Annotated in this window: 26 protein-coding genes; 13 read left to right on the top strand and 13 right to left on the bottom strand. The window is 40.5% G+C overall.

Features of this window, described 5'->3' with window-relative positions:
- Nucleotides 1-130 precede the first annotated feature (130 nt).
- The 5 genes from rpsF (at nt 131) to MURRU_RS00110 (ending at nt 2619) form a co-directional block, all read left to right on the top strand.
- A complete protein-coding gene (gene rpsF, locus MURRU_RS00130) occupies nt 131-469 on the top strand; it encodes a 30S ribosomal protein S6 (RefSeq protein ID WP_014031369.1) in 339 nt (112 codons plus the stop codon).
- 4 nt (nt 470-473) lie between these two features.
- Nucleotides 474-770, top strand: a complete 297-nt coding sequence (gene rpsR / locus MURRU_RS00125) for a 30S ribosomal protein S18 (RefSeq protein ID WP_014031368.1) — start codon at nt 474-476, stop codon at nt 768-770.
- A 13-nt stretch (nt 771-783) separates the two neighbouring features.
- Nucleotides 784-1236, top strand: a complete 453-nt coding sequence (gene rplI / locus MURRU_RS00120; RefSeq protein ID WP_014031367.1) for a 50S ribosomal protein L9 — start codon at nt 784-786, stop codon at nt 1234-1236.
- 402 nt (nt 1237-1638) lie between these two features.
- A complete protein-coding gene (locus MURRU_RS00115; protein WP_014031366.1) occupies nt 1639-1896 on the top strand; it encodes a hypothetical protein in 258 nt (85 codons plus the stop codon).
- A 465-nt stretch (nt 1897-2361) separates the two neighbouring features.
- Nucleotides 2362-2619, top strand: coding sequence for a hypothetical protein (locus MURRU_RS00110; protein ID WP_014031365.1), 258 nt, complete (start codon nt 2362-2364; stop codon nt 2617-2619).
- Nucleotides 2620-2789: 170 nt separating this feature from the next.
- Here the strand turns inward: MURRU_RS00110 and MURRU_RS00105 are convergent, their stop codons facing one another.
- Complete coding sequence (locus MURRU_RS00105) at nt 2790-3260, bottom strand: DUF4168 domain-containing protein (RefSeq protein WP_014031364.1); 471 nt, start codon at nt 3258-3260, stop codon at nt 2790-2792.
- A 185-nt stretch (nt 3261-3445) separates the two neighbouring features.
- Between MURRU_RS00105 and MURRU_RS00100 the strand changes: the two genes are divergently transcribed.
- Together MURRU_RS00100 and hisS are read left to right on the top strand one after the other, a co-directional pair.
- Complete coding sequence (locus MURRU_RS00100) at nt 3446-3919, top strand: DUF6495 family protein (protein WP_014031363.1); 474 nt, start codon at nt 3446-3448, stop codon at nt 3917-3919.
- Nucleotides 3920-4211: 292 nt separating this feature from the next.
- A complete protein-coding gene (hisS, locus tag MURRU_RS00095) occupies nt 4212-5600 on the top strand; it encodes a histidine--tRNA ligase (RefSeq protein ID WP_014031362.1) in 1389 nt (462 codons plus the stop codon).
- Here the strand turns inward: hisS and MURRU_RS00090 are convergent.
- Complete coding sequence (locus tag MURRU_RS00090) at nt 5584-6132, bottom strand: NUDIX hydrolase (protein ID WP_014031361.1); 549 nt, start codon at nt 6130-6132, stop codon at nt 5584-5586. The genes hisS and MURRU_RS00090 overlap by 17 nt on opposite strands.
- Nucleotides 6133-6214: 82 nt before the next feature.
- The gene (locus tag MURRU_RS00085) at nt 6215-7303 is read right to left on the bottom strand and encodes a M42 family metallopeptidase (protein WP_014031360.1); all 1089 of its coding nucleotides are present in this window, start codon (nt 7301-7303) and stop codon (nt 6215-6217) included.
- Nucleotides 7304-7405: 102 nt separating this feature from the next.
- Here MURRU_RS00085 and MURRU_RS00080 point away from each other — a divergent pair, with 102 nt between their 5' ends.
- Nucleotides 7406-8125 carry a DUF4294 domain-containing protein gene (locus MURRU_RS00080; protein WP_014031359.1) on the top strand — a complete coding sequence of 240 codons (720 nt, stop codon included), beginning with the start codon at nt 7406-7408 and terminating at the stop codon, nt 8123-8125.
- On the opposite strand, the gene MURRU_RS00075 is transcribed toward MURRU_RS00080, so the two are convergent.
- Nucleotides 8122-8358: a DUF6095 family protein gene (locus MURRU_RS00075; RefSeq protein ID WP_014031358.1), complete on the bottom strand. Its 237-nt coding sequence runs from the start codon at nt 8356-8358 to the stop codon at nt 8122-8124. The two genes, MURRU_RS00080 and MURRU_RS00075, sit on opposite strands and share 4 nt — an antisense overlap.
- Before the next feature lie 57 nt (nt 8359-8415).
- Here MURRU_RS00075 and MURRU_RS00070 point away from each other — a divergent pair, with 57 nt between their 5' ends.
- A complete protein-coding gene (locus MURRU_RS00070; protein ID WP_014031357.1) occupies nt 8416-9735 on the top strand; it encodes a GntP family permease in 1320 nt (439 codons plus the stop codon).
- 84 nt (nt 9736-9819) lie between these two features.
- Here the strand turns inward: MURRU_RS00070 and MURRU_RS00065 are convergent, their stop codons facing one another.
- The 6 genes from MURRU_RS00065 to MURRU_RS00040 all read right to left on the bottom strand — a co-directional run bounded on the left by MURRU_RS00065 (nt 9820) and on the right by MURRU_RS00040 (nt 17803).
- Entirely contained in the window at nt 9820-12039 is a 2220-nt protein-coding gene (locus MURRU_RS00065; protein ID WP_014031356.1) for an NADP-dependent isocitrate dehydrogenase, read from the bottom strand.
- 627 nt (nt 12040-12666) lie between these two features.
- Nucleotides 12667-13017 carry a 50S ribosomal protein L19 gene (gene rplS, locus MURRU_RS00060; RefSeq protein WP_014031354.1) on the bottom strand — a complete coding sequence of 117 codons (351 nt, stop codon included), beginning with the start codon at nt 13015-13017 and terminating at the stop codon, nt 12667-12669.
- Nucleotides 13018-13149: 132 nt separating this feature from the next.
- Nucleotides 13150-13827, bottom strand: a complete 678-nt coding sequence (gene trmD / locus MURRU_RS00055) for a tRNA (guanosine(37)-N1)-methyltransferase TrmD (protein WP_041801680.1) — start codon at nt 13825-13827, stop codon at nt 13150-13152.
- 287 nt (nt 13828-14114) lie between these two features.
- Nucleotides 14115-14720, bottom strand: coding sequence for a hypothetical protein (locus tag MURRU_RS00050; protein ID WP_014031352.1), 606 nt, complete (start codon nt 14718-14720; stop codon nt 14115-14117).
- Between the two features lie 106 nt (nt 14721-14826).
- The gene (locus tag MURRU_RS00045; protein ID WP_014031351.1) at nt 14827-16275 is read right to left on the bottom strand and encodes a glyceraldehyde-3-phosphate dehydrogenase; all 1449 of its coding nucleotides are present in this window, start codon (nt 16273-16275) and stop codon (nt 14827-14829) included.
- A 130-nt stretch (nt 16276-16405) separates the two neighbouring features.
- Entirely contained in the window at nt 16406-17803 is a 1398-nt protein-coding gene (locus tag MURRU_RS00040) for a S1C family serine protease (RefSeq protein WP_014031350.1), read from the bottom strand.
- A 135-nt stretch (nt 17804-17938) separates the two neighbouring features.
- Between MURRU_RS00040 and dapF the strand changes: the two genes are divergently transcribed.
- The 4 genes from dapF to MURRU_RS00020 all read left to right on the top strand — a co-directional run bounded on the left by dapF (nt 17939) and on the right by MURRU_RS00020 (nt 21080).
- The gene (gene dapF, locus MURRU_RS00035; RefSeq protein ID WP_014031349.1) at nt 17939-18721 is read left to right on the top strand and encodes a diaminopimelate epimerase; all 783 of its coding nucleotides are present in this window, start codon (nt 17939-17941) and stop codon (nt 18719-18721) included.
- Nucleotides 18709-19242, top strand: coding sequence for a GNAT family N-acetyltransferase (locus MURRU_RS00030; RefSeq protein ID WP_014031348.1), 534 nt, complete (start codon nt 18709-18711; stop codon nt 19240-19242). Before dapF ends, MURRU_RS00030 begins: the two co-directional genes overlap by 13 nt.
- Nucleotides 19232-20275 carry an endolytic transglycosylase MltG gene (gene mltG, locus MURRU_RS00025; RefSeq protein ID WP_014031347.1) on the top strand — a complete coding sequence of 348 codons (1044 nt, stop codon included), beginning with the start codon at nt 19232-19234 and terminating at the stop codon, nt 20273-20275. Before MURRU_RS00030 ends, mltG begins: the two co-directional genes overlap by 11 nt.
- A 160-nt stretch (nt 20276-20435) precedes the next feature.
- The gene (locus MURRU_RS00020; protein ID WP_014031346.1) at nt 20436-21080 is read left to right on the top strand and encodes a hypothetical protein; all 645 of its coding nucleotides are present in this window, start codon (nt 20436-20438) and stop codon (nt 21078-21080) included.
- Between the two features lie 46 nt (nt 21081-21126).
- Here MURRU_RS00020 and MURRU_RS00015 read toward each other — a convergent pair whose 3' ends face one another.
- The 3 genes from MURRU_RS00015 to dnaA all read right to left on the bottom strand — a co-directional run bounded on the left by MURRU_RS00015 (nt 21127) and on the right by dnaA (nt 23921).
- Nucleotides 21127-21855 (bottom strand): SAM-dependent methyltransferase, encoded by a 729-nt coding sequence (locus MURRU_RS00015; RefSeq protein ID WP_014031345.1) that lies wholly within the window; start codon nt 21853-21855, stop codon nt 21127-21129.
- Between the two features lie 4 nt (nt 21856-21859).
- Nucleotides 21860-22312, bottom strand: a complete 453-nt coding sequence (locus MURRU_RS00010; protein WP_014031344.1) for a low molecular weight protein-tyrosine-phosphatase — start codon at nt 22310-22312, stop codon at nt 21860-21862.
- A 184-nt stretch (nt 22313-22496) separates the two neighbouring features.
- Nucleotides 22497-23921: a chromosomal replication initiator protein DnaA gene (gene dnaA, locus MURRU_RS00005; protein WP_014031343.1), complete on the bottom strand. Its 1425-nt coding sequence runs from the start codon at nt 23919-23921 to the stop codon at nt 22497-22499.
- Between the last annotated feature and the right edge of the window lie 107 nt (nt 23922-24028).

Raw genomic sequence — 24028 nt, 5'->3', positions numbered from 1 at the left:
CATATATGTTATTTAGGTTTATTAGGTTTTTTAATGTTGATAACTCTTGTACTTAAACGAAGTTTTTCTACTTTTCTTGCAGGGGGAAAGAAATATTGTTAATTTTGCGCTCCTTTAAAAATATATTATAATGAACCATTACGAAACTGTTTTCATTTTGAATCCCGTTCTGTCTGAAACACAGATAGAGGAAACAGTCAAGAAATTTGAAGATTTCTTGATTAAGAATGGTGCCAAAATGGTCTCCAAAGAAGATTGGGGACTTAAAAAATTGGCCTATCCCATTCAGCACAAGAAAAGTGGATTTTACCACTTGTTCGAATTCCAAGCTCCAGGTGAGGCCATAGGCCCTTACGAGCTGGAATTTAGAAGAGATGAGCGCATTATGCGTTTTTTGACCGTTAAATTGGACAAGCATGCAATTGCTTGGGCGGAAAAGAGAAGAAACAAACTAAAAGCAAAGGCATAAGGGTATGGCATCTATTGAGCAACAAGCAAAATCAAAAAAAGACGGGGAAATCAGATATTTGACCCCGCTTAACATTGAGACCAGCAAGCAAAAGAAGTATTGTAGGTTCAAAAAATCCGGTATCAAGTACATTGATTATAAAGACCCGGATTTCTTGATGAAGTTGGTGAACGAGCAAGGTAAATTGCTTCCAAGAAGACTAACAGGTACTTCCTTAAAATACCAAAGAAAAGTGGCACAGGCCGTAAAACGTGCCCGTCACCTAGCGTTAATGCCGTATGTTGGCGATATGTTGAAATAAAAAACACCAGAGAATGGAACTTATTCTAAAAGAAGATGTACAGGATTTGGGATTTAAGGATGATATCGTTACCGTAAAGAACGGTTACGGCAGAAACTTCCTTATCCCACAAGGTTTGGCCGATTTGGCTACGCCTTCTGCCAAAAAAGTTTTGGCGGAGAACCTTAAGCAAAGAGCTCACAAGGAGAAAAAGGTTGTTGATGAGGCCACCAAGATCGCCGATGCGTTGAAGCAATTGGAAATCAAAATTGCTGCTAAAGTTGGTGCAGGCGACAAGTTGTTTGGATCTGTAACAAACATCGACCTTGCTGCTGCTTTGGATAAAGAAGGACACCAAATCGATAGAAAATTCATCAATATTAAAGGTGGAGCTATCAAAAGAGTTGGTCCTTACGAAGCGATTATCAGATTGCACAGGGAAGTTATTGTAGAATTCCCATTTGAAGTGGTTGCGGAAGCTAAATAATACTTCAGATCATACTATATTAAAAAAGCCCTCCGAGATTCGGAGGGCTTTTTTGTTTTGAATAAATTATTGTCCCCCATCATACAATTCGTTGCCCACTTTCGTCTTTTTTAAATTTATCCACCAACCCAAAAAGGGCAACCGTTAATTGAATTGGCGCATTCGTCAACTCAAATAGGGCATCCGTAAATTCACATCTTCAATTTTTAGAAGTATAGTCTAAATTGCCTTATCGTTTCCATACACAGGTTCAGCTTTTTAGCTGCTACTTAACAAGAGTATGTGGGATACAAATTGTTTAATAAAAGTTATTTAGAAATATGGATGCGAGCGAGATGTTAACCAGTAGGGCATTTTCGACTTGTTAAACATATTGCAAAAAACAAAGTAAAGTTTTTTAAAATGAAGAAGACTATTGAAAAGACATTTGAATGGAACCAAATGAACGGTTATAAGCAAAAGGTGATAACGTTGTCCCTCGTTGATCGTTTTAAAAATAAGGGTGTTATTTTTTCGGAACCTCATATGTTTTTTATACTGAATCTTGGAAAGCCGAAGTGTGTCTTTGGCTATGAAGGTGAAGAAATGAAATATACAAGGATCCATGACGATAGTGCTTCTGAAATGGAAAAGCTTATTAGCAAACACATGATGGATTAATCGAAAAGAATTCCAGTTTGCTATACATCGGGGTTTCCATTGCAACTATCATTCCCGTGAAAACAGGAGTCTAATGATAGAGACTCTAGTGTCAAAATGAGACCAGTGTAATAACCCTGTCTTGCTCTGGGGATAGTAGGTTTCAGTAAATTCGTTGTCCACTTTCGACCTTTTTAAATTTATCCATCAACCCAAAGAGGGCAACCGTTAATTGAATTGGCGCATTCGTCAACTCAAATAGGGTATCCGTAAATTCACATCTTCAATTTTTAGAAGTATTGTCTAAATTACCTTATCGTTTCCACACACAGGTGCAGCTTTTTAGCTGCTACTTAACAAGATTATGTGGGATACAAATTGTTTAATAAAAGTTATTTAGAAATATGGATGCGAGCGAGATGTTAACCAGTAGGGCATTTTCGACTTGTTAAACATATTGCAAAAAACAAAGTGAAGTTTTTTTAAATGAAGAAGACTATTGAAAAGACATTTGAATGGAACCAAATGAACGATTATGAGCAAAAGGTGATAATGTTGGGCCTCGTTGATCGTTTTAATAACGCGGGTTTTACTATTTCGGAACCTGATATGTTTTCTATACTGAATCTTGGAAAGCCGAAGTGTGTCTTTGGCTATGAAGGTGAAGAAATGAAATATTCAAGGATCCATGACGATAGTGCTTCTGAAATGGGAAAGCTTATTAACAAACACATGATGAATTAACCATCCCAATCAATATATCTGGTTTACCTGCTGGTTTATATGTAATTGTTTTGGAAACTCAGTTTGGAAGCTTTATTCAAAAGCTGATACTTAACTGATAAATGGCTTAATGGAACAAAAAATCCCAAGCAATTTGCTCGGGATTTTCTTGTTCGTTTAAAAATAAAATTTTATTGCGGCTGTTGTTTTTCTAACATAGTTCTAAGCCTACCTTGTAGTTCAGCATCACTCTGTAATGCCATGGCAATTTTTTGGTAACGTTCTATGCTCAAGCCTTCATTACTGATAATCTCTTCGATTTGTTCGGTAAAACCGACCTGCATTTGCTGTATCTCGTTCATCAACTTGCCAAAGCGTTCTTTTTCCTCATCACTGGCATCAACCGTTTTTTCTGGGGATGCAGAGGCTTGGTACATTTCGTTGAACCTATTAGCCTCAAAACCACTTTCCTCAACGGTTTTCATAACTTGTTGCTGAGCTTCCATATTCACTTTCTGAATATCTTGGAATGCCGAAGCTATTTTATTCAGTTCTGTATCGCTAACCTCCACTTGTTCTTGCGCGTTCACATGCGAAAAAGCACATGCACCTATGGCCATTATACAGACCACTAAAGTTTTAAATGATTTCAAAAATCTCATTCTGTACGTGTTTTATTAATAATGTTAGTTTCCGAAACTACGATAAATAAAAGGGCCTGCCAAAAATCACTGGGATTATGGGTGTTAATCTAAACTTAAAATAAACCGTTGTAAATTCTAGGTTTTGATGGTTTTCTTCAGTCAAAAACACGGTGGTTTTCCCTAGCCTTTTATATTTTTGCAGCATGAAGTATAGACGATTGACCAAGGAGCAACTTGAAGAGCTACATCCCGAATTTATTAACTTTCTGGCGACCCAATCCATCACCGCAGATGAGTGGGATAACTTAAAAAAGGAGAAGCCTGAAGTTGCCGAGGAGGAAATAGACGTTTTTAGTGATTTGATTTGGGAAGGGGTATTGAGCAAAGTGGAATATTTAGAGAATATTTCCGAACGGCACATGCATTTGTTCCATTTAACAGAAAAAGAGATGAAACTCCTTTCCGTTAAGATCATGAATCCAGAGATTGATTTAAGAACGGAGGTCGGCTTTGGTTGGTTCAAGCGCAACTATCAATCCGATTTTGTGGAATACCTTACAGCTTCCAAGGCTTACGGAGAGGATAAGAATGTGGATAAGTTTGAAATTATCAAACAAGGAGCTGTAATCACCAAAGGCGAACTCTACCAATGGTTTGAGCAGATTGTGGAGCACTGATTTGGGGGCCAAGAATCAGAAACCAAGAATTAAGACTTTGTAATACTGTGTGAGCGTAGCGACTGGAGAATCTCTTTTTTCAAGACCAAGTTCAAGAATCAAGCCCAAAGGTTTTGTGTTCATTCGTGCCATTCGTGTCAAATACGAGATACATAAAAATAGCGCATAGAATATAGAAGTTGGATGTTTACTGATAATCTGCTGCCAATTGCCAATTGCCTACTGTTAACTGTTCACTGCGTACTTGACCCATCGACCAAAAACGTATATTTGCACGAGAATTTAACACCACATGGCAAAGAAACCATCCATACCCAAAGGAACCCGAGATTTTTCACCTGCAGAGGTGTCCAAGCGTAACTATATCATCCAAGCCATAAAAAAACATTTCGAAACCTATGGTTTCCAGCCGATTGAGACTCCTTCTTTCGAAAATTCGGAGACTTTGATGGGTAAATATGGCGATGAAGGGGACCGTTTGATATTTAAAATATTGAATTCGGGAGACTTTATTTCCAAAGTGGATGATGTAACCTATAGTTCCAAGAATTCAGCCTCGTTGACGCCCAAGATTTCCGAAAAAGCCTTACGCTACGACCTAACCGTGCCTTTTGCGCGTTATGTGGTAATGCACCAGAATGAAATTGATTTTCCGTTCAAACGCTATCAAATTCAGCCTGTGTGGCGTGCCGACCGTCCGCAAAAGGGTCGTTTCCGTGAGTTTTACCAATGTGATGCCGATGTGGTCGGTGCCAATTCCTTGCTTCAAGAAGTGGAATTTGTACAGCTGTACGATGCCGTTTTCACCGATTTGGGACTAAAGGGGGCCACCATCAAAATCAACAACCGAAAAATACTTTCTGGAATTGCCGAAGTCATCGGAGCCAAACAATTATTGGTCGATTTTACCGTCGCTCTGGACAAATTGGACAAGATAGGAGAGGAGAAGGTAAAAGCGGAGATGATGGAAAAAGGCATTTCCGAAGCTGCTATTGCCAAAGCACAGCCTTTGTTTGATATGAAGGGAACCGCTTCCGAACAATTGGAAAAACTAAAAACCATCTTAGCAGATTCCGAAGTTGGAATGCTGGGTGTCTCAGAATTGGAAGAGATTATTTCAACCGTAGATATGGTTGGGTTGCAATCCGCTAGCCTGCAGTTGGATGTAACCCTTGCCCGTGGCCTTAACTATTATACAGGCGCTATTTTTGAGGTGGCGGCACCCGAAGGCGTGAAAATGGGTTCCATTGGTGGTGGAGGTCGTTATGATGACCTTACAGGCATTTTTGGACTAAAAGATGTGAGCGGTGTGGGTATTTCCTTCGGATTGGACCGTATTTATTTGGTTTTGGAAGAATTGGACCTTTTCCCCGATAGCTTGGATATTTCTTTGGACGTACTATGTCTCAATTTTGGAAAAAAAGAGGGAATGGCTGCCTTAAAATTGGTGTCAGGACTCCGTAAACAAGGACTTAGAGCCGATTTGTACCCAACGGATACCAAAGTACAGAAGCAGTTTAAATATGCTGATAAAAGGGGAGTTCCGTACGTGATACTTTTGGGGGACCAGGAATTGACCAATGGTAAATTTGTGGTCAAGAACATGAAGACTGGCGACCAAAACGACTACGCTTTAGATTCGCTCGAAGAATTTGTGGAAAAAGTCAAGTCCGACTTTTAATCGCCTTAATGATGGTTTTGTAATAGGTGGGGCCGTGGGGAACATATTTTCCAGTAGTGGCCAAGCCCCAAGTTTCTTCGGCAAACTTAAAAAGTGGGACCAGGGCCAAATCTTCAACCTCGCTTTCCTGTTTGGTAAGTTGACTCAACGGGACGTTTAGCTTGCACAAAAAAATGTGATGCAGCTCGGCATCAATAAAATCTTCGGAAATTTTGTGCACGGCCTTAAAAGTGCCAAGGGATTCCAATTCGGTTTCTGAAACCTGAATACCTATTTCCTCTTCAACTTCCCTGATAGCTGCTGAAATGATTTTTTCTCCCGAAGCAACGTGCCCAGCAACCGAAACATCCCAATTTAGGGGATGGGTAGCTTTGTTTTTGCCTCGTTGTTGAATCAGCACACGACCTTCGGGTGTATACAGCCAAATATGAACAGTGGGATGTAGCAAACCTTTGCGGTGCGCTTCAGATTTTAAACAGGATTCCCCTGTTGGTTTACCGTGCTCGTCCAATATGTCAACTTGCTCATCCATATTACATAAAGATAAAAAAAAGTCGCCCCGAAGAACTTTCGAGGCGACAAATTTTAATATCGGGATGATGGAAAATAATCAGTTAATCAAAATAACTAAAAGTTTCTCCCTCTTTAATGTTCAGCAAGGTTTCGTAAATCAAACGGATTACGTTCTCCACGTCGTCTTTGTGAACCGTTTCTACCGTAGTGTGCATATAACGTAGCGGTAACGATATCAGAGCAGAGGCAACACCACCATTGCTATAAGCAAAAGCATCGGTATCGGTACCTGTGTATCGGGACGATGCGTTGCGCTGGAATGGAATTTTATTGGATTCCGCAGTTTCAATAATACGCTCCCGTAATTTGTTCTGTACCGCAGGTGCGTACGAGATAACGGGGCCGTCGCCAATCTTGGTCTCTCCCTCCGTCTTTTTATTGATCATAGGAGTAGTGGTATCATGGCAAACATCCGTTACAATGGCCACATTTGGCTTAATGGTCTGTGTAATCATTTCAGCACCGCGAAGTCCAATCTCTTCCTGCACCGAATTGGTGATGTAAAGTCCAAAAGGAAGCTCTTTTTTGTTCGCTTTGAGCAAACGGGCTACTTCGGCAATCATAAAACCACCCATGCGGTTGTCCAAAGCTCTACAAACAAACTTGTCCTTGTTCAAGATTTGGAATTGGTCAGGGTAGGTAATCACACAACCTACGTGTACGCCCATTTTTTCCACTTCTTTCTTGTCCTTGGCGCCTATATCAATAAATATGTTGTCCAATTTTGGTGGTTCTTCCTTGGCCTTGTCCCTTGTGTGGATGGCCGGCCATCCGAAAACACCTTTTACAATACCATTTTTGGTATGGATGTTTACCCATTTAGATGGAGCAATTTGATGGTCGCTACCTCCATTTCGGATAACGTAAAGGAGACCTTCATCGTTGATATAGTTAACGTACCAAGAAATTTCATCGGAATGACCCTCGATAACAACCCTGTATTTTGCATCTGGATTTATGACCGCAACGGCAGTGCCATAGGTGTCCGTAATAAATTCGTCCACATAAGGTTTTACGTAGTCCATCCAAATTTTCTGCCCTTCCCATTCGTAACCTGTCGGGGATGGGTTGTTCAAATATTTTTCTAAAAATTCAAGGGATTTTTCGTTGATGATTTTCTCTTTTGCCATGTATCTGATTTAGTACACAAACATAAGAATATTCACTTTTATTTAATAGCCAAATCATACCTTTATACTTACTTTTGGCAAGACTATTGAGAAAGAAATGTTATGCTGCGTAACTGTTTTCTTGTTGTTTTTCTGGCAATTAATGCCCTTGGGGTTGCACAGGAACCGCAAAAGGATTCGTTGATGAATCCTAAGGATTCCATTGCCAATGATTCCATTGAGGATTATTATGTGCGGTTTGAAGGAGATTCCATTTTGATGAGTTCCATTGAGCTGGATGAAGTCTACCTTTTTGGTGAGCTGGAGTTTACCAACCGTAGGGACAAATTACGCTATTATATACTCCGACGAAAAACCTTGAAGGTGTATCCTTATGCCAAGTTGGCCGCAGAACGATTGGTGGAACTGAATGATAGCCTGCAACTCATCAAGAAACGAAGGCACCAGCGTAGATATACCCGAAAAGTACAAAAGTATATTGAAGGGGAATTCTCCGAAGAACTGAAAAAATTGACCCGTACTGAAGGACAGATTTTGGTAAAACTGATTCACCGTCAAACCGGTACAACAGCATTCGACCTTGTCAAGGAACTCCGTAGTGGGTGGCGTGCATTTTGGTACAACACCACGGCGAGTTTGTTCAAAATCAGTTTAAAGGAAGAGTTTCAACCCGAAAAAACCCATGAGGATTATTTAATAGAGGACATTCTACAACGTGCTTTTGCTGCGAGCAGGTTGGAACGGCAAGAATCTGTCTTGGATTATGATTATGCCCAACTCACCAATAAATGGAAAAGCAGACCGCCCAGCACGGGCAACTAGTTTTTGTTTTTTTTTCCAAAAATGGCCTCCATTACAATGCTTACCGAACGGAAACCTAAATAAATTGCCAAAGCGGCACAAATAAATCCTAAAATCAACACAGGCCAATAAAAGGGGTGCCCTTCATTTTTAAAGGCTTCGTAGATTAAAAATGGTCCCATAAACATGGCAAGCACGGTGTAGCCAAACGATTTTATTCCTTTTACCAGAAGTTCCTTGTTAGTTCGCCTCATAGGACCAAAGTAGGAATATTAGCTTATATTTAGAGCAAATAGCGCCAAAAATTGACCATGGAAATACTAGTTCTTGGAGTTGTCGTCCTCTTCATTATTATTGCTACCGTAAAATTTAAGATGCACCCCATTTTCTCACTGACCATTGCTGCCGTGGCCTCTGGTTTTTTGTTGGGGATAACACCGAAAAATATTATGTCCACTATGGCCGAAGGTTTTGGAAACACACTTTCGGGTATTGGATTGGTAATTGCTTTTGGGACGGTAATCGGGATTTATCTTGAAAAAACGGGAAGCACACAAGTTCTTGCCAACAGCATCTTAAAAGTGATCGGCTTAAAACGTTCCCCATTGGCGATGAATTTGGCTGGATTTGTAATTTCCATTCCGGTGTATTGCGATTCGGGCTACATTATTCTTTCTTCATTAAATAAAGCCATCAGCAAAAAAACGGGCATCCCTGCCTTGGTTTTTGCCATTGCATTGGCCACAGGTTTGTATTCTGCCCATGTTTTTGTACCACCAACACCCGGCCCTTTAGCCGCCGCAACGATTCTGGATGCCGATTTGGGCATGGTGCTCATCTTTGGGCTGTTGGTTGCGATACCCGTTTCCGTTTCAGGCTATTTTTGGGCACGGTTCATAGGTAAATCTTTAAAGGAAGATGAAACTGCCCATTTACATGAAGAAAAAGAAGCGATTCAATCTACTGTAAAACCATTTCAAGCTTTTCTCCCGTTGCTCGTTCCCATAATTCTGATTGCCATGAAATCCATTGTAGATTATCCAACGCACCCTTTGGGTGAAGGATGGTTGTTCCGTGTTTTGGACTTTTTGGGGAGTCCCGTAATTGCACTTTTAATTGGTGTTTTCTTTGCTTTTTCGTTGGGCAGAAACGTTCCGTCAAAGGAAAAAGAAGGTTGGGTTCCCGAGGCATTTAAACAAGCTGGCGCCATTGTATTGATCACTGGTGCAGGAGGAGCTTTTGGGGCAATTCTTCGTACCATGGATATTGCTTCGATCATTAACTTGGAATCCAGTACGGGTATCGGTGGCCTTCTGATCGCTTTTGTGATTGCCGCAGTGCTTAAAACTGCCCAAGGTTCATCAACCGTTGCCATTATTACCACTTCGGCTATTATAGCACCTTTGCTGGAAACTTTTGGACTGATTTCCATCACTGATAAAGCGTTGGCTGTTTTGGCGATAGGAGCAGGAGCTATGACGGTTTCCCATATCAATGACAGTTATTTTTGGGTGGTCTCCCAGTTTTCCAACATGAATGTAAAAACTGCTTTGCGGGGTCATACTATGGGCACATTGCTTCAGGGTACGGTGGGTATTTTGGTAATTTTGTTGCTGTACTATGTTGTTTGATGGGATTTACCCTTCATATCAAAAACAAAAAAATGCAAACCCAGAAGAATCCAGATTTGCATTTTGAAGCGATTTTGCTATTATTTATCCTATGGCAGTAAGAATCTCGTTCAAGGTTTCACTGGGTCGCATAGCTTTTGAAGCCATCTCTGGGTTAGGAAGGTAGTAACCCCCAATATCCACCGGGGAACCTTGCGCATCTATCAATTCTTGGGTGATTTTCTCCTCGTTGGATGACATTGCGTCATAAACCTTGCTAAATACAGCCTTTAGTTCCTCATCTTTATCTTGCTTGGCCAATTCCCCGGCCCAGTATAGTGCTAAGTAGAAGTGGCTTCCTCGAGTATCCAGTTCGTTTACTTTTCTGGATGGTGATCTATCCTGGTTCAAGAATTCTTCAGTTGCCTTGTCCAAAGCATCAGCTAAAACTTGGGCTTTTGTGTTGTTGTTTTTTTCTCCAAAGAATTCCAAAGAAACAGCTAGTGCCAAGAATTCACCAAGGGAATCCCATCTAAGGTGGCCTTCTTCCAAGAATTGCTCTACGTGTTTTGGAGCGGAACCCCCAGCACCGGTCTCGAACAATCCACCGCCGTTCATCAATGGAACAATGGATAACATTTTTGCACTTGTCCCGACTTCCAAAATAGGGAAGAGGTCCGTTAAATAATCCCTCAACACATTACCCGAAACGGAGATGGTATCTTTTCCTTCCTTCATGCGCTTCAAGGTGAACTTGGTAGCTTCGATAGGGGAAAGGATTCTAATATCCAATCCATTTGTATCGTGATCCTTTAGGTAAAGGTTTACTTTTTTGATCAATTCGGCATCGTGTGCCCTGTTTTCATCCAACCAGAAAATTGCAGGCAGATTGGTAGCCCTGGCACGGGAAACGGCCAATTTTACCCAATCCTGAACAGGAGCATCCTTTACTTGGCACATTCTCCAAATATCGCCTTCTTCCACGGCATGCTCGATCAATGTTTCACCAGAACTGTTAACTACTTTTACGGTTCCGGCTTTTTCAATTTCGAAAGTTTTGTCGTGGGAACCGTATTCCTCTGCTTTTTGGGCCATTAAACCTACATTGGGAACGGTTCCCATAGTTTTAGGGTCGAAAGCACCATGTTCTTTACAAAAATCGATAGTGGCCTGATAAACTCCAGAGTAACTACTGTCTGGAATAATGGCCTTGGTATCTTGAAGCTTTCCGTTTTTGTCCCACATTTTACCAGAGTTTCTGATCATGGCAGGCATGGAGGCATCAATAATTACATCGCTTGGTACGTGAAGGTTGGTAATGCCTTTGTCGGAATTTACCATGGCCAAATCAGGTCCGTTTTCTATACTGGATTTGATGGCATCTTCAATTTCTTTGTGCTGATTTTCGGGCAGTTCCCCGATTTTATCCAACAATGTTTCTAGCCCATTGTTTGGGTTTATTCCCAATTTCTCAAAAGTATCCCCGTAGGTTTTGAACAATTCAGAGAAATATACTTCCAAAGCATGGCCAAAAATAATGGGGTCGGAAACTTTCATCATGGTAGCCTTAAAGTGCAATGAAAGCAAAATATTTTTTTCTCTGGCATCGGCTATTTCCTTGGTCAAGAAATCGACCAAGGCTTTTTTGCTCATTACCGTGGCATCGATAACCTCACCTTGCAACAGGGAAAGTTTATCTTTAAGTACGGTTGAGTTTCCGTGTGTGTCCACTAATTCAATACGAACTTCGTCCGCATTGGCCATGGTCAATGACTTTTCGTTGGCCTTAAAATCTCCATGTGACATGGTGGCCACGTGGGTTTTGGAGTCCGAAGACCATTCTCCCATGGTGTGCGGATGTGCTTTGGCATAGTTTTTAACGGCCTTTGGGGCACGCCTGTCCGAGTTGCCCTCGCGAAGTACCGGGTTTACTGCACTTCCCTTGATTTTGTCGTATTTGGCCTTAATGACTTTTTCTTCGTCTGTTTTTGGCTCATCTGGGTAATTGGGAAGGTTGTACCCTTTTTTCTGTAGTTCCTCAATGGCTTCTTTTAGCTGCGGGATGGAAGCACTGATGTTGGGAAGTTTTATGATGTTGGCCTCTGGAGTTTTGGCCAATTCGCCCAAAATGGACAAATCATCTGGAACTTGTTGTTCCTCGTTCAACAATTCTGGAAACACGGAAGCAATTCTACCAGCCAAAGAAATGTCCTTGGTCTCTACGGTAATATTGGCGGTTTCGGTAAAAGATTTTACAATGGGTAAGAAGGATAATGTTGCTAAGGCAGGAGCCTCGTCTGTTTTGGTATAATAAAGTTTAGCCATTTATATGTATTTGTTTGAGCGGTTGCAAATATACGATTTATGGACGGTGAAGCACGAATGGAAGTGGCTAAAAGTGTGTGCTTTTGATAAGAATTTGTGAAAAAAACAAAAGCCATATCATTTTTTTTACAAAAGATATGGCTTTCAGATAGGACTCAAGATTTGTTTGGTGGTACCAAAACTGCAATCTATTAGATTACATCTTTCGCCCTTTCGACGTTTATACGCTGCTATGTTTTTAATTTTTCAACTAAATTACATTTTGCAAAGCGTGCTGTTGTATTCCTAAATTTTATCAAAATGAAAAATTGCTCTTCCATTCGCACATAAAATTTATTATTTCTCATCGGGTTTTGCCAAAGCACTTCCCAAATCGAAATTCCTTTTGTGATCAGTAGTGTTACCAATTAAAAGGGAATCCACAGTTTTAAAGAACGTCAACTTTAAAATTTGATATAACCGTGATGATATCACCATCATATCTTCAACTAAATTAGAGCGTAAAATTAAATTTAGCAACTTTTCAAAGCATTAATAATCAACATGATATGAACCGAGGTTATTAACAATTGTTCATAAAAAAAGCACCCATAAACGGGTGCTTTTTCTTGTTGTTTGGGATGTTGGTTATCCCTTAACTTCTTTAATACGGGCCTTTTTACCGGTAAGACCTCTAAAGTAGAAGATTCTAGATCTACGTACTTTACCTTTTTTGTTTACTTCAACTCTTTGCAAAGCTGGCATGTTTACTGGGAAAATTCTTTCCACGCCTACAGTACCTGACATTTTGCGAATGGTAAAAGTTTCTGTTGCACCGCTTCCTCTACGCTGTATCACTACACCTTTAAAGAACTGGGTACGTGTTTTTTCACCTTCTTTGATTTCGTAATAAACAGTGATGGTATCACCAGCTGAAAATTTTGGAAATTCTTTTTTTGGAACAAATTCGTCTTCAACAAATTTTATTAAGGATTCCATTTGTATTTTTTTAAATGTTTTTTCAAGACCAACTTTCACGGATTTCGTCAGAGGTTGATTTTGAGATTGCAAAAGTAATGCAATATTTAGAAATAGCAAGTGGTTTTTTGCGTTTTTGAATTTTGTTTCGCTTTATTCTTCTAGAAGATCTGGTCTTCTCTGCTGGGTACGTTCCAAAGCTTGTTGTTCCCGCCATTTTTCAATTTCCGGAAAGTTACCGCTTAGCAAAATTTTCGGCACTTCCATTCCTTTATATTCTGAAGGACGGGTATACACGGGCGGAGCCAATAAATTATCCTGAAATGTATCCGTTAGGGCAGAGGTTTCATCATTCAGCACGCCCGGTAACAACCGAATCACCGAATCACATAATATGGCAGCTGCCAATTCACCTCCGGACAATACATAATCACCAATGGAAATCTCTCTGGTCACAAACATATCCCTTACCCGTTGGTCCACACCTTTATAATGGCCACAAAGCACAATAATGTTCTTTTTCATGGAAATCTCATTGGCCATTCCTTGGTTGAGGGTCCTGCCATCTGGGGTCATATAAATAACTTCATCGTACTCCCGTTCCGCTTTGAGTTTAGAAATGCATTTGTCAATGGGTTCCACCATCATTACCATACCTGCGCCTCCTCCAAACTGGTAGTCGTCCACTTGTTTGTAGTTTCCAATGGAATAGTCCCTTAAATTATGTAGATGTACCTCGACCAATCCTTTCTCTATTGCTCTTTTTAAAATAGAGGCTTCAAAAGGACTTTTTAAAAGTTCGGGAAGTACTGTTATAATGTCAATCCGCATGGACATTGTTGCTTGCAATTAATTCGCAGCAAAAGTAATGAAAGCTGCTAACAACTCTGATATAAAAAGAAAGAGGTTGTTTTAAAAGTAAAGAACGTCATTCTGTCCCGATATTCTTCTGGATTCATTGCAGTTACTTTAGTTTCTATAAATTTTATGGATGGTCCCCTCTCCGGTCTCCCCAAAAGGGGAGAGGTTTCCCTCCTTTCGAGGAATTAAGGGAGGACTTGGAATTTAACTATCGGGACAGGTTGACGCCTATTAACAATTTAAACAATCTCTGATTCTTATTTTTTCTGCTTGTTCAGTTCGTCCTGTAGTTGGCGACTGATTTTCTGCTCGCGCTCCAGAGCACGTCGCCTGTGGTTCTGGTATTCCTCTTCCAAATCGGCAAGCGCTGATTTGGCTTGTTGCGTCAAGAAATTACTGTTTCTAAACCTGTAAATAAAAAACAACAAGAGTAGTAATAACCCAAATATGATGGACCATAATATAAAGTTGTAGGTTCCTTTACTGACCATGGCACCAAAGAACGAAATACTGTCTTTTTCTTCGGTAACGGCATTTAGCTTATTGGTGGTCTCTTGCAGTTTATTGTTCAAGTCTTCTATTTCTGCGTCATTGGCCGTAATGGTAGCGGATAGATCCTTGATGGTTTTATTCGCGGTTTCAATGGAATCAAAGATGTTGTTTTTTGTCTCATAGAGGTCTGACAGCTTAATGACCTCATATCGAATGCCATTGGCTCGATAGTTCCCGGATTTTCTTTCCAATTCTTCAAATTGTCCCCTAAGGGTATTATCCTCTTCATTGGCGGACTCATCTTCTTGGGCATGGATTAAGAAGGTAGGGATAAGTAAGGCTAAGGCAAATAAAATGCGTAAATGCTTCATGTTCAATAAGGTTCTCGTATTAAATTTAGATTAAGGGTGGGGCGAAATTACATCAATATACCCAATTTCAAAAAAAGAAAACAGGTTCTTTGAACAAATTGCACCACTAATAATACGTATAACGCCGAACTTTTGCGATATATTTTGCCAATCGTATCACTTGGTGCGAATACCCGTACTCATTATCGTACCAAATATATAGTACCACATTTTTGCCTCCAGGAGACACAATAGTGGCCTTGCTATCGTAAATAGATGGTGCTGTGGTGCCTACAATATCCGTAGAAACCAATTCATTGCTCAATGCATATTTGATTTGTTCCACCAAGTCACCTTCCAGCGCGTATTTTTTTATGATGGTATCAATACTTTCTTTGGATGTCTTGTTCTTTACTTCCAGATTAAGAATGGCCAATGAACCATTGGGAACTGGAACCCTGATTGCGTTTGAGGTCAGTTTTCCCTTTAATGACGGGAGTGCCTTGGCAACGGCAGAACCGGCCCCTGTTTCGGTAATCACCATGTTGAGGGCAGCAGCACGACCGCGGCGATACTTTTTGTGCATGTTGTCCACCAAATTTTGGTCGTTTGTATAGGCATGGATAGTTTCCAAATGCCCTTTTTTAATCCCCAAGGAATCTTCAATCACTTTTAAAATTGGGGTGATGGCATTTGTGGTGCACGATGCGGCTGAATAAATCTTGGTTTTATCGGGGTCAAAGTCGGTGTGGTTAACCCCGTGTACAATGTTGGGCACTTCTTTACCGGGCGCGGTAAGCAATACTTTGCTGGCCCCTTTGGATTTTAGGTGTCTGGATAGTTCCTTGTTGTCCCTAAAAGCTCCGGTATTGTCGATAATCAGGGCATTGTAGATTCCATATTTGGTGTAATCAATATCCTCAGGTTGATTTGCGCTTATGAAATTCACCGTGGTTCCATTAATAACAAGTGCCTGTTTTTCTTCGTCAACATCCACAGTACCAGTAAAAGGGCCGTGTACCGAATCTGTTTTAAGAAGCGCTGCTCTTTTTTCAAGGACTTCTTTGTTCAACTCACCCCGAATAACAACGGCGCGTAACCTTAGCTGGCTACCACGACCGGTTTTTGCCATAAGCTCTCGCGCCACCAAACGGCCAATGCGTCCAAAACCATAAAGCACGACATCTTTGGGTTTAATGGCCTTGGAAGATTGTGCATCCTTTAGCTTGTCAATAACAAAAGCCTTTACGTTAAGGTGGGCACTTTGGTTGGAATGGTACTCATAGGTCAATTTTCCTATGTCCAGTTTGGCAGGAGGGAGGTTGATGTCGTTTATTGCCCTCAGTATTTCGACAGAGTCAAAAATGGACATGGGTTTTTGAACAAATTCGCCCGCATACTCATGCAAGTTTATAATGTCGCTTACATTTTTGTCTATAATCTGATTTTTGAACAAAACCACCTCAATGGCCTTGTCGTACCAAAGGTCGCTGATTATTTTTATGAATTCGGTGGTTGCTTTTCGTCTATCTGCCTGAAAAGCAAGTTCTTTTTCGTAAGATGAAATGTTACTCATGGAAAATGGTTGCGGTTGTGAAGTTTATTATTTTCGGCTAAATTATATATTTCAAACGTTTTCGTAAAACATATTGGGTATAAAAAAAGCGCCTTGTTTAAAGACGCTTTCAAGTGTTTTTTCAGCACTTTTACTGAAGTATCATGTGTTCCTTTTCACCATTTTCATTGATCATGGTGAAGCTGGTTCTGCCGTATCTGGAAATTTCCCCGAAATACTTTTTGGCATCGTTGATATCGTTTATTTTATTTCCATCAACTTCAATAATTACTTTGTTTTTTAGGTCGTATCTTCCGTAGCCTTGGGGAACATCGGTAATTTTTACGCCTTTGGACACTCCAAACTTTTTAATGTCTTCTTTGGACAGGTTTTTCACTCTAAAAGAAGTTGTGGGAAGAATAACACTGTTCTGCTTTTTAAGGGTAACATTTTTAACAAGGCTTTTTCCATCCCGGTCCAAGGTCAATTCCACAATATCACCAGGTCTTTTCGCAGAAAGATAACCAGTAAGCTCGGAGAATCGCTGAATATCGATGTTGTCTATTTTTTTGATGACATCACCTTCCATTAAACCGGCATCATCGGCTCCGGATTCTTCTTCAATACCAGCAATGTAAACACCCTCCAGTTGGTCCAGACCCATCTCAATAGCTGCTTTTGATTTGGTATTGGCAGCAGAAATGCCCAAAAGCCCTTTTTGCACGTTGCCAAATTCCATAATGTCCTCCACCACTTTTTTGGCAATATTGCTAGGTACGGCAAAGGCATAGCCCACATAAGAACCGGTCTGTGACGTGATGGCCGTATTGATGCCGATAAGGTCGCCATTCGTATTCACCAAGGCACCACCACTGTTCCCTGGGTTTACGGCAGCATCGGTTTGTATAAAAGATTGTGTTCTGGTAGGCGAAAGAGACCTTGCTTTGGCACTCACAATACCAGCGGTTACTGTGGAAGTAAGGTTAAAAGGATTGCCAACGGCAAGTACCCATTCACCAATTTTTGTATTGTCGGAATCACCAAAGGCCAAATAAGGTAGTGCATCTTCGGCATCAATCTTTAAAAGAGCAATATCGGAATCGGCGTCGGTACCAATAACCTCAGCTTCGTACGATTTATTATTGTTCAAGGTTACCTCCAATTGGCTGGAATTGGCAATAACGTGATTGTTGGTAACGATATATCCATCAGGAGAAATAATAACTCCTGAACCAGTTCCCACTTGCGGGGTTTGTTGGCGTTCAAAACCGTAAAAGAAATCTGCTATACTGGATGGTCCTTTACTAATGGTGAGATTTTTTACGTGTACCACCGAATTGACCGTTTTCTCGGCCGCCAACGTAAAATCAGCTTCATTAATTCCAGCACCTTTGGCCGAAGTGTTCAAATTGCTGGTGGTCACAAATGGTGTTTCTTGTTCCGAAGTGACCCATTTATAGCTTTCTTTCTCAAAAAATAATTTGTAAGCCCCCAGTGTAATTGCACCTGCAAATACGGATACTAGGAATAAACTCGCTATTTTCTTCATAATTCAATAATTATTTAACATTAAGCTCCAAACAAAATTAAAATAATTCAATTTTTGATTAGGTCGGTTTAACGCTGTTTTAACTACAAAAAAAACCTTAAAGAATCCCATATATTTGTTCCTTTGTAGATACGTATGGAACTTCAGTTTTTTAAATATCAAGGAACGGGAAACGATTTTGTAATTATTGACAATCGTCAGGATGTATTTCCCAAAAACAATACCAAGCTCGTTGCGGAGCTTTGCGACCGAAGATTTGGCATAGGAGCGGATGGGTTGATACTTCTTGAAAATGACAATTTGTCGGATTTTAAGATGGTCTACTTCAATGCCGATGGAGCGGAAAGTAGTATGTGCGGAAACGGAGGACGTTGCTTGGTGGCTTTTGCCCATTATTTGGGTGTTATAGAAAAAGAGACCACTTTTAATGCGGTTGATGGTTTGCACCATGCCACGGTTGAAGGAGATATTGTCAACTTAAAGATGATCGATGTAGATAAAATCCACGAAAAACAAAACCATAGTTTTTTGGATACAGGTTCTCCCCACCATGTACAGCTAGTGAAGGAGCTGAAGAAATTTGATGTGCAAAAAGAAGGCAAAAAACTCCGCTATGGAATATATGGTGAGTCCGGAAGCAATATCAATTTCGTGGAACAAAAGCAGGACAACGCTTTTGATGTAAGAACCTACGAAAGAGGAGTGGAGGGTGAAACTTTTTCTTGTGGTACAGGAGTTACAGCTGTGGCCTTGGCCATGCACCAATCCGGTAAAACCGCTGCCAACGAAGTACATATCCACACCATTGGAGGGGATTTGACCATATCTTTCGAGAAAAAGGGTGGAAAATACAGCAACATCTTTTTAAAAGGTCCCGCCACACAAGTATTTAAAGGAACTATAGCATGCTCAATCTAAAAGGAGAACAAGTCTATCTGCGTGCGTTGGAGCCATCCGATTTGGATTTTCTGTACAAATTGGAAAACGATACATCGGTTTGGGAGGTGAGCGGAACGCTAAAACCATATTCCAAAAAAGTACTTCAGTTATATTTGGATAATGCCCACAGGGATATTTATGAGGTAAAACAACTGCGTCTCTGTATCAGTAATCATCAAGATGATTGCATAGGTTTGATTGATTTGTTCGATTTTGATCCCAAACACCGTAGGGCGGGCATCGGAATTGTGATTATAGAACCCGAGGATAGAAATAAAGGAGTGGGGGCGGAAGCTTTGTCCCTTTTGTGTGAATATGCTTTTTCCACTTTGGACCTACATCAATTGTATGCCAACATTTTAGAGGATAATGAAGCCAGCATCCATTTATTTAAGAAGATAGGATTTGAGAAGATTGGCATCAAAAAGCAATGGATCAGAACAAGCGAAGGGTTCAAGAACGAAATAATGTACCAAAAGATAAATTCCGATGAATCTTAAAAAAGTACTTTGGGCAACAGCCATTTTGGGGTTGTTGATTTGCGGTTTTGTAGCTTACCAAATTTATAGTGCCATTTTTAGCCCCAATACACAGTTTAATAATGATGAAGCATTTGTTTACATTGAATCGGATGCCTCGTTTGCTGATGTAAAGAAATCTCTGGAACCTTTGTTGGAAGATTTATCCACTTTTGAAGCCGTCTCCAAACGCAAAGGATATATTACCAATATTAAAGCGGGAAAATACGCTTTAAAAAAGGGGATGAACAACAACGAGATCATCAATACCCTGCGCAGCGCCAATATTCCTGTTAAAGTATCTTTTAACAATCAAGAATCCCTGACCCTGTTGGCAGGAAGGATTTCAGAACAAATCGAAGCGGATAGTCTATCCTTGCTTCAAACGTTTAATGATCCTGTTTTTTTGGAAGAGACCAAGTTTGACGAACACACCAAACTGGCCATGTACATTCCAAACACCTATGAGTTCTTCTGGAACACCGATGCGGAAAGTTTTAGGGATAGGATGCGAAAAGAATACGAGCGTTTTTGGAACGATGAACGTTTGCAGAAAGCCAAAAACCTAGGGTTTACCCCAAACGAAGTTATTTCCTTGGCAGCCATAGTTCAAAAAGAGACCGCGAAAGTTGATGAACGCCCACGGGTAGCAGGAGTGTATTTAAACCGAATAAAGCGTGGCATGTTGTTGCAGGCCGACCCAACGGTTATTTATGCCATCAAAAAAGAGACGGGCGATTACGATACCATTATAAAAAGAGTGCTTTTCCGTGATTTGGAAATGGATTCACCGTACAATACCTATAAATATGCAGGGGTTCCGCCAGGTCCGATTACTATGCCGGACATCACTTCAATAGATGCTGTTTTGAACCCTGAAAAGCACGATTATCTCTATTTTGTGGCCGATGTTTCCAACTTTGGATACCACATGTTTGCCAAGACATTGGCGCAACATAACCGAAATAAAGTGCAATATACCCGTTGGTTGAACCAACAAAGAGTGATGAGATAATACTCTTTACCGTTGATTTTCATCACTTTAACGGATTTTAAGGCTGATTTAAGAAATCTTTATGAGCTTTAGGGTACCCGTTAACTTAACTCCCCCTATATTTGCCGGCCAAATTGATTTTTGATACGTATATAGTATTGAGATCACAAATATGAACATTATGAAAAGATGGATAGGTTTTATACTACATCTTGCCATGATTGTAGTTTTGACAAGTTTTGGTTCTTATACCGTAATGAAGAAAGGGGATGTAGAAATCCCTGAATCATTGAAGGTTACGGCCAATTTGGAATTCTTTGCACCGCAAGATTCCGTTGAACTTCTTGACGAGGACGAGGTAACACCTCCTTTTCTGGGCAAAGCCTTTAATGGCTTTAAGGAAGCACTCGCTTTTAAAGAATCCCAGGGTAAATATCATAGCGTAAACACATTGGGTTATTTGGGTAAATACCAATTTGGTAGTAGTACCTTGAATCTTATGGGTGTTTACGATATGGAAGATTTTTTGGGTAATCCAAAACTTCAAGAAAAGGCCTTTGAGGCCAATATTGCCCGAAACAAATGGATTTTACGAAGGGATATTAAGCGCTTCAATGGAAAAACTATAGGTGGTATCAAAGTAACGGAATCAGGTATTTTGGCTGCGGCACATTTGGCCGGGGCAGGAAACGTGAAGAAGTACCTACGATCTTATGGACAAAACGATGTAACCGATGCTTACGGAAGTAGTATTTCGCACTACATGAATAAATTTGCGGGTTACGATATTTCCAATATCAAGCAGCAGAAAAATGCCAAAGTATAATTTGTGAAGATGTAACACAAAAAAGCTCCGAAATCCGGGGCTTTTTTTATGCTTGAATAATATATATCGTAGGTCTTTTGTCGAGGTCTAACTCAATTTCGCTCCATTCGTGTACACTTTTGGAGGAGATAAATTCTGTGGGCAAGGTAATATCGCAAGCAATGCACAAACGGGTCGACTTTTGCAGCGTTTTTAAAAGTTCCTTTACCAGTTTGTTGTTCCGATAAGGGGTTTCCATAAAAATTTGGGATTGCCCTTTTTCTCGGGATAATCGCTCCAAGCCTTTCACCATTTTTTTGCGCTCGGCTTTGTCAATGGGCAAGTAACCGTTAAAAGCAAAGTTCTGTCCATTCATACCACTGCTCATCATGGCCATTAAAATAGAGGAGGGGCCCACCAACGGAACCACTTGGATTCTTTTTTCGTGCGCTACACGAACCACATCTGCTCCAGGATCGGCAATACCTGGGCATCCAGCTTCGGATAATACACCTATATCAAAACCATGAATGCATGGATCCAAAAATGAGGGGATTTCTTCTGGATCGGTGTATTTGTTCAACAATTGCAGATGGAGGTCAGGTTGCGATTTGCTGGGGCTTACCCGTTTTATGAATCGCCTGGCCGTCTTCTCATTTTCCACAATGTAGTGGTCAATTCGTTCAATGGTGCCCTTTACCGAAATAGGCAACACTTCCAAAGGTGCATTGTCCCCCAAGGTTGTGGGAATCAAGTAAACTTTGCCCACGACTAAACCAGGTTTTTCCTCTTCCATGGGATTAATTTAGTTTTTTCGCAATTACCTCACAAGCGCTATCGATTATTTGATATACATTTTCAAAGCCATCATCACCACCATAATAAGGGTCGGGCACTTCTTTGATGCCCAATTCTATCTCGCTCAATAATAATTTTACCTTGCTGGCCTCCTCTTTGTTTTTTGCCAAGCTGGCCACATCGGAAAAATTGCTTCGATCCATAACGTAGATATGATCAAACTCCAAAAAATCTTGTTGTGAAAACTTTCTGCACTTTTGACCTTCAATGCGCAGACCATATTTTCGGGCTACAGCAATGGAACGCTCATCTGGTGGGTTGCCCACATGGTAGCCTGCCGTACCGGCGGAATCCACAAAAACGGAATCCGAATCAACTTTGGATTGCAAAATGCCTTCGGCCAATGGCGATCTGCATATGTTTCCCAAGCAGACCATCAAAACTTTGGTTTTCATAAATGTTGTTGTGGAGTTTTTAGAGCTTGTTTAAAAAGGATTGATTGAAGCGAAAAATGATGATTTTTGTTCCCTATGAAGACTTTTTTGAGCCGCATAGCCTTAGCTATAGGGTGAGAAAAAGACAAATATGGGGGCAAAATGGGCGTTTTTTTAGCCAATTGAATTGTTTTTAAACACGCTCTTAGGAGAATTTCTTGCTCAGATCCTCAATATACTTTCTGAATTGCTTATCGGTCTCGGCAAGATTATCCACCGTTTTACATGCGTGGAGCACAGTCGCGTGATCGCGCTTGCCAATTTGCGAACCAATACTTGCTAAAGAAGCCTTGGTAAATTTCTTCGCAAAGAACATGGCCAATTGTCTCGCTTGGACAATGTGGCGTTTTCTAGTTTTGGATTGAAGCGTGGCCACATCCATTTCAAAGTAATCCGACACTACTTTTTGAATGTAGTCGATGGACACTTCGCGTTTGGTGTTCTTTACAAACTTCTCTACCACTTGTTGCGCCAATTCCAAGGTAACCTCACGTTTGTTGAAGGAAGATTGTGCAATCAATGAAATAATGGCACCTTCCAGCTCACGAATATTGGTTTTGATATTCTTGGCAACGTGATCGATAATATCTTCTGGCATCTCAACCCCGTCGCGGTATAACTTGTTCTTCAGGATGGATACACGGGTTTCGTAATCTGGGTTTTGCAATTCGGCCGATAGCCCCCACTTGAAACGTGACAATAAACGCTGTTCAATGTCCTGCATGTCCACAGGTGCTTTGTCCGACGTTAAAATTACTTGCTTGCCATTTTGGTGTAAGTGATTGAATATGTGAAAGAAAACATCCTGAGTCCCTGATTTACCGGATAGAAATTGTACATCATCAATAATAAGTACATCTATCAACTGGTAAAAGTGGATAAAATCGTTTCGGGTATTCTTTTTGACTGACTCTATATATTGTTGGGTAAATTTCTCCGCGGAGATATAGAGAACGGTTTTTTCGGGATACTTGTCTTTTATTTCCACCCCAATGGCATGGGCCAAGTGGGTTTTTCCCAAACCAACACCACCAAAAACCAATAATGGGTTAAAGGATGTTCCCCCGGGTTTGTTGGCCACGGCCATGCCAGCCGATCTTGCCAAACGATTGGAGTCTCCTTCCAGGAAATTATCAAAATTGTAATTGGGATTTAACTGGGATTCAATTTTTATGTTTCGAATACCAGGTATCACAAACGGATTTTTTAATTCGGGACTTTTAGAGGTAATCGGCACATCCAATTCCTGTGGTCCCACTGCAGTACGGTTAGAACTTGGGATTTGTTCCGTAAAAGGTTCCTTATTACCGTACTTGTTCTCCATTTTTATAACATAGATAAGCTTTGCGTTGCTCCCCAACTCACGTGTCAAGGCAACTTTTAAAAGCTTTACATAATGTTCTTCGAGCCATTCGTAGAAAAACTTGCTGGGCACTTGAATGCTAAGAGCCTTGTCGGCTAATTTTATAGGTTTGATGGGTTCAAACCATGTTTTGAATGCCTGCGGTTGGATGTTATCTTGGATAAAAACCAAACAGTTGTTCCATACGGAATTAGCAGTAACACTCATAGAAGTTTTTCCTTGTTTAATGGTTAGCTTTAATATTTAAGAGCAAGCATCTAAAGGGTTATAAGATGCTTATTGGATGCGACAAATATGTGAACAAATCTTTTAAA

The organism is Allomuricauda ruestringensis DSM 13258, assembly GCF_000224085.1.
GTDB classification, from domain to species: Bacteria; Bacteroidota; Bacteroidia; order Flavobacteriales; family Flavobacteriaceae; genus Flagellimonas; species Flagellimonas ruestringensis.
The sequence above is the reverse complement of the archived record's forward strand: the minus strand, read 5'-3'. Positions and strand labels throughout refer to the sequence as shown.

What these genes read in the sequence shown, in the direction of transcription:
- MURRU_RS00050 (WP_014031352.1), bottom strand. Translation starts at nt 14,720, where the DNA reads ATGAAGCATTTACGCATTTTATTTGCCTTAGCCTTACTTATCCCTACC.
- MURRU_RS00040 (WP_014031350.1), bottom strand. Translation starts at nt 17,803, where the DNA reads ATGAAGAAAATAGCGAGTTTATTCCTAGTATCCGTATTTGCAGGTGCA.
- MURRU_RS00090 (WP_014031361.1), bottom strand. Translation starts at nt 6,132, where the DNA reads ATGGATGAGCAAGTTGACATATTGGACGAGCACGGTAAACCAACAGGG.
- dnaA (WP_014031343.1), bottom strand. Translation starts at nt 23,921, where the DNA reads ATGAGTGTTACTGCTAATTCCGTATGGAACAACTGTTTGGTTTTTATC.
- MURRU_RS00015 (WP_014031345.1), bottom strand. Translation starts at nt 21,855, where the DNA reads ATGGAAGAGGAAAAACCTGGTTTAGTCGTGGGCAAAGTTTACTTGATT.
- MURRU_RS00045 (WP_014031351.1), bottom strand. Translation starts at nt 16,275, where the DNA reads ATGAGTAACATTTCATCTTACGAAAAAGAACTTGCTTTTCAGGCAGAT.
- MURRU_RS00100 (WP_014031363.1), top strand. Translation starts at nt 3,446, where the DNA reads ATGAAGTATAGACGATTGACCAAGGAGCAACTTGAAGAGCTACATCCC.
- MURRU_RS00085 (WP_014031360.1), bottom strand. Translation starts at nt 7,303, where the DNA reads ATGGCAAAAGAGAAAATCATCAACGAAAAATCCCTTGAATTTTTAGAA.
- rplS (WP_014031354.1), bottom strand. Translation starts at nt 13,017, where the DNA reads ATGGAATCCTTAATAAAATTTGTTGAAGACGAATTTGTTCCAAAAAAA.
- MURRU_RS00105 (WP_014031364.1), bottom strand. Translation starts at nt 3,260, where the DNA reads ATGAGATTTTTGAAATCATTTAAAACTTTAGTGGTCTGTATAATGGCC.
- MURRU_RS00115 (WP_014031366.1), top strand. Translation starts at nt 1,639, where the DNA reads ATGAAGAAGACTATTGAAAAGACATTTGAATGGAACCAAATGAACGGT.
- rplI (WP_014031367.1), top strand. Translation starts at nt 784, where the DNA reads ATGGAACTTATTCTAAAAGAAGATGTACAGGATTTGGGATTTAAGGAT.
- MURRU_RS00030 (WP_014031348.1), top strand. Translation starts at nt 18,709, where the DNA reads ATGCTCAATCTAAAAGGAGAACAAGTCTATCTGCGTGCGTTGGAGCCA.
- MURRU_RS00070 (WP_014031357.1), top strand. Translation starts at nt 8,416, where the DNA reads ATGGAAATACTAGTTCTTGGAGTTGTCGTCCTCTTCATTATTATTGCT.
- rpsF (WP_014031369.1), top strand. Translation starts at nt 131, where the DNA reads ATGAACCATTACGAAACTGTTTTCATTTTGAATCCCGTTCTGTCTGAA.
- dapF (WP_014031349.1), top strand. Translation starts at nt 17,939, where the DNA reads ATGGAACTTCAGTTTTTTAAATATCAAGGAACGGGAAACGATTTTGTA.
- MURRU_RS00080 (WP_014031359.1), top strand. Translation starts at nt 7,406, where the DNA reads ATGCTGCGTAACTGTTTTCTTGTTGTTTTTCTGGCAATTAATGCCCTT.
- MURRU_RS00075 (WP_014031358.1), bottom strand. Translation starts at nt 8,358, where the DNA reads ATGAGGCGAACTAACAAGGAACTTCTGGTAAAAGGAATAAAATCGTTT.
- trmD (WP_041801680.1), bottom strand. Translation starts at nt 13,827, where the DNA reads ATGCGGATTGACATTATAACAGTACTTCCCGAACTTTTAAAAAGTCCT.
- MURRU_RS00110 (WP_014031365.1), top strand. Translation starts at nt 2,362, where the DNA reads ATGAAGAAGACTATTGAAAAGACATTTGAATGGAACCAAATGAACGAT.
- hisS (WP_014031362.1), top strand. Translation starts at nt 4,212, where the DNA reads ATGGCAAAGAAACCATCCATACCCAAAGGAACCCGAGATTTTTCACCT.
- rpsR (WP_014031368.1), top strand. Translation starts at nt 474, where the DNA reads ATGGCATCTATTGAGCAACAAGCAAAATCAAAAAAAGACGGGGAAATC.
- MURRU_RS00010 (WP_014031344.1), bottom strand. Translation starts at nt 22,312, where the DNA reads ATGAAAACCAAAGTTTTGATGGTCTGCTTGGGAAACATATGCAGATCG.
- MURRU_RS00065 (WP_014031356.1), bottom strand. Translation starts at nt 12,039, where the DNA reads ATGGCTAAACTTTATTATACCAAAACAGACGAGGCTCCTGCCTTAGCA.
- MURRU_RS00020 (WP_014031346.1), top strand. Translation starts at nt 20,436, where the DNA reads ATGAAAAGATGGATAGGTTTTATACTACATCTTGCCATGATTGTAGTT.
- mltG (WP_014031347.1), top strand. Translation starts at nt 19,232, where the DNA reads ATGAATCTTAAAAAAGTACTTTGGGCAACAGCCATTTTGGGGTTGTTG.